Below are 2,871 nucleotides of genomic sequence, written 5' to 3' on the forward strand. Positions count from 1 at the left end.
GCACCCGCCCTCCCCAGACGAGCCCTCCTTCAGGCCGCGCTGCTCGCCACGGCGGCACCGGCGATGGCGTACGCCGCCACCGGCCGTGCGGCCGCCGCCACGGTCCCGGCGCCGTCCGCCTGGTCGCTGCGGCCGTTCGAACTGAAGGACGTCAGGCTCGGCCAGGGCGTCTTCGCCACCAAGCGCCAGCTGATGCTCGACCACGGGCGCGGGTACGACGTGAACCGGCTGCTCCAGGTGTTCCGCGCCAATGCCGGGCTCTCCACGGGCGGCGCCGTCGCCCCCGGCGGCTGGGAGGGACTGGACGGCGAGGCCAACGGCAATCTGCGCGGCCACTACACCGGCCACTTCCTGACCATGCTGTCGCAGGCGTACGCCTCCACCGGGAACCAGGCGTACGCCGACAAGATCCGGACCATGGTGGGTGCGCTGACGGACGTGCGCGCGGCCCTGCGCAAGGACCCGGTCATGCTCAGCGTGACCGGGAAGTTCGGCACCGCCCAGGAGAACGTCCGGGGCTCGTACCAGTACGTCGACCTGCCCAACACCGTGCTCGGCGGTGCCACGGCCATCACCCTGTCGGCCTGGGTGAAGCCCACGCACAACGCCAACTGGACCCGCGTCTTCGACTTCGGCAACAACAGCACCCGGTACATGTTCCTGGCCGCCCGCAACGGCAGCGGCGTACCGCGCTTCGCCATCACCACCAACGGGCCCGGCGGTGAGCAGGGCCTCAACGGCACCGCCGCGCTCCCGATCGACCAGTGGAGCCACCTGGCGGTCACGATCAGCGGCAGCACCGGCACCCTCTACGTCAACGGCACGGCCGTGGCCACGAACACGTCGATGACGCTCAACCCGGCGGCGCTGGGCACCCTGGCGAACAACTGGCTGGGCCGCTCCAACTTCTCCACCGACCCCGTGTTCGCGGGCGCCTTCGACGAGTTCAACGTCTGGTCGCGAGCCCTGACCGCCGCGGAGATCACGGCGTTGCAGAGCAACCGCGCCTCGGCGACCCCGGCCGGCCGGGGCAACCTGGCGTCGTACGACTTCTTCGAGACCACGGGCGGCACGTTCGCCGACGCCTCGGGGCGCGGGCTGACCGCCACCCTGCGCCGCACCTGGGGCGGGCCGAGCCACCCCGGGTTCCTCGCCGCGTACCCGGAGACCCAGTTCATCGAGCTGGAGTCGATGACCAGCGGTGACTACACCAGGGTGTGGGCGCCGTACTACACCGCGCACAAGATCCTCAAGGGCCTGCTGGACGCGTACCTCGCCACGGACGACAGCCGGGCACTCGACCTCGCGTCCGGGATGTGCGACTGGATGCACTCCCGGCTGTCCAAGCTGCCCGACGCCACCCTGCAACGGATGTGGGGCATCTTCTCCAGCGGTGAGTTCGGCGGCATCGTGGAGACGATCGTCGACCTCCACGCGCTCACCGGCAAGGCCGAACACCTCGCGCTGGCCAAGCTGTTCGACCTCGACAAGCTCATCGACGCCTGCGCCGCGAACACGGACACCCTGGACGGCCTGCACGCCAACCAGCACATCCCGATCTTCACCGGCTACGTCCGGCTGTACGACGCGACGGGCGAGACCCGCTACCTCACCGCCGCCAAGAACTTCTGGGGCATGGTCGTCCCGCACCGTATGTACGGCATCGGCGGGACGAGCACGGCCGAGTTCTGGAAGGCCCGCGGGGTCGTCGCGGGCACGATCAGCGACACCAACGCCGAGACCTGCTGCGCCTACAACCTGCTCAAGCTGAGCCGGATGCTGTTCTTCCACGACCAGGACCCGAAGTACATGGACTACTACGAGCGGGCCCTCTACAACCAGGTCCTCGGCTCCAAGCAGGACAAGGCCGACGCGGAGAAGCCGCTCGTCACGTACTTCATCGGCCTCAAGCCCGGCCATGTCCGCGACTACACGCCCAAGCAGGGCACGACCTGCTGCGAGGGCACGGGCATGGAGAGCGCCACGAAGTACCAGGACTCGGTGTACTTCAGGAAGGCCGACGACTCCGCCCTGTACGTGAACCTGTACAGCCCCTCCACGCTGGCGTGGTCGGCGAAGGGCGTCACCGTCACGCAGACCACGGAGTACCCCAGGGAGCAGGGCTCCACGATCACCGTCAGCGGGGGCAGCGCCTCCTTCGACCTGAAGCTGCGCGTGCCGTCGTGGGCGACGAGCGGCTTCCGGGTGACCGTCAACGGCAGCACCGTCAGCGGCACTCCGAACCCCGGCAGCTACTTCACCCTGTCGCGGACCTGGCGCAGCGGTGACACCGTGCGCGTCACCGTGCCGTTCCGGCTGCGGGTGGAGAAGGCGCTCGACGACCCGTCGCTGCAGACGCTGTTCTACGGCCCGGTCAACCTGGTCGGCCGCAACGCGAGTACCAGCTACCTCCAGGCGGGGCTGTACGCCAACGCGGCGCTCTCCGGCGACCTGCTGCCCTCGGTGACGCCCGTCTCGGGCAAGCCGCTCCACTACACGCTGAACGGCACCGAGTTCGCCCCCTTCTCCGAGGGCACCGAGGACCCGACGCACGCGTACGTCCGGCGCTCCGAGCCCAAGGTCGTCTTCGGGAACACCGACTCCGGTGTCACCAACCCCGCCAAGAGCGACGGTACGACGCTGCTGGACGAGATCTGGGCGGGGGCGCCGTTCGGCGACAAGGGTGCGCTGGTAACGCGGGTGCGGTCGACGGTGGACGCGTGGGTGTCGGCGGGCCGGCTCTCCCAGGCCGACGGGCAGAAGGTGGTCACCACGGCGCAGAACGCGACGTACGTGAGCTGACGGCCGTGTGCTGATGGCCAGGTGCTGATGGCAGGTCGTACGCGCGGTTTTCGTGTCCTTCGTGGGAAG

The 2,871-nt window shown here is 69.5% G+C and carries 1 protein-coding gene; it reads left to right on the forward strand.

What is annotated here, in order from left to right; translation table 11 throughout:
• A partial coding sequence (locus FNH08_RS48180) for a beta-L-arabinofuranosidase domain-containing protein (RefSeq protein ID WP_228034828.1) occupies positions 1–2,802 on the forward strand: 2,802 nt, incomplete at its 5' end.
• Positions 2,803–2,871: the final 69 nt, after the last annotated feature.

Origin of the sequence: Streptomyces spongiae (assembly GCF_009377185.1) — a bacterium.
Classification (GTDB): domain Bacteria; phylum Actinomycetota; class Actinomycetes; order Streptomycetales; family Streptomycetaceae; genus Streptomyces; species Streptomyces spongiae.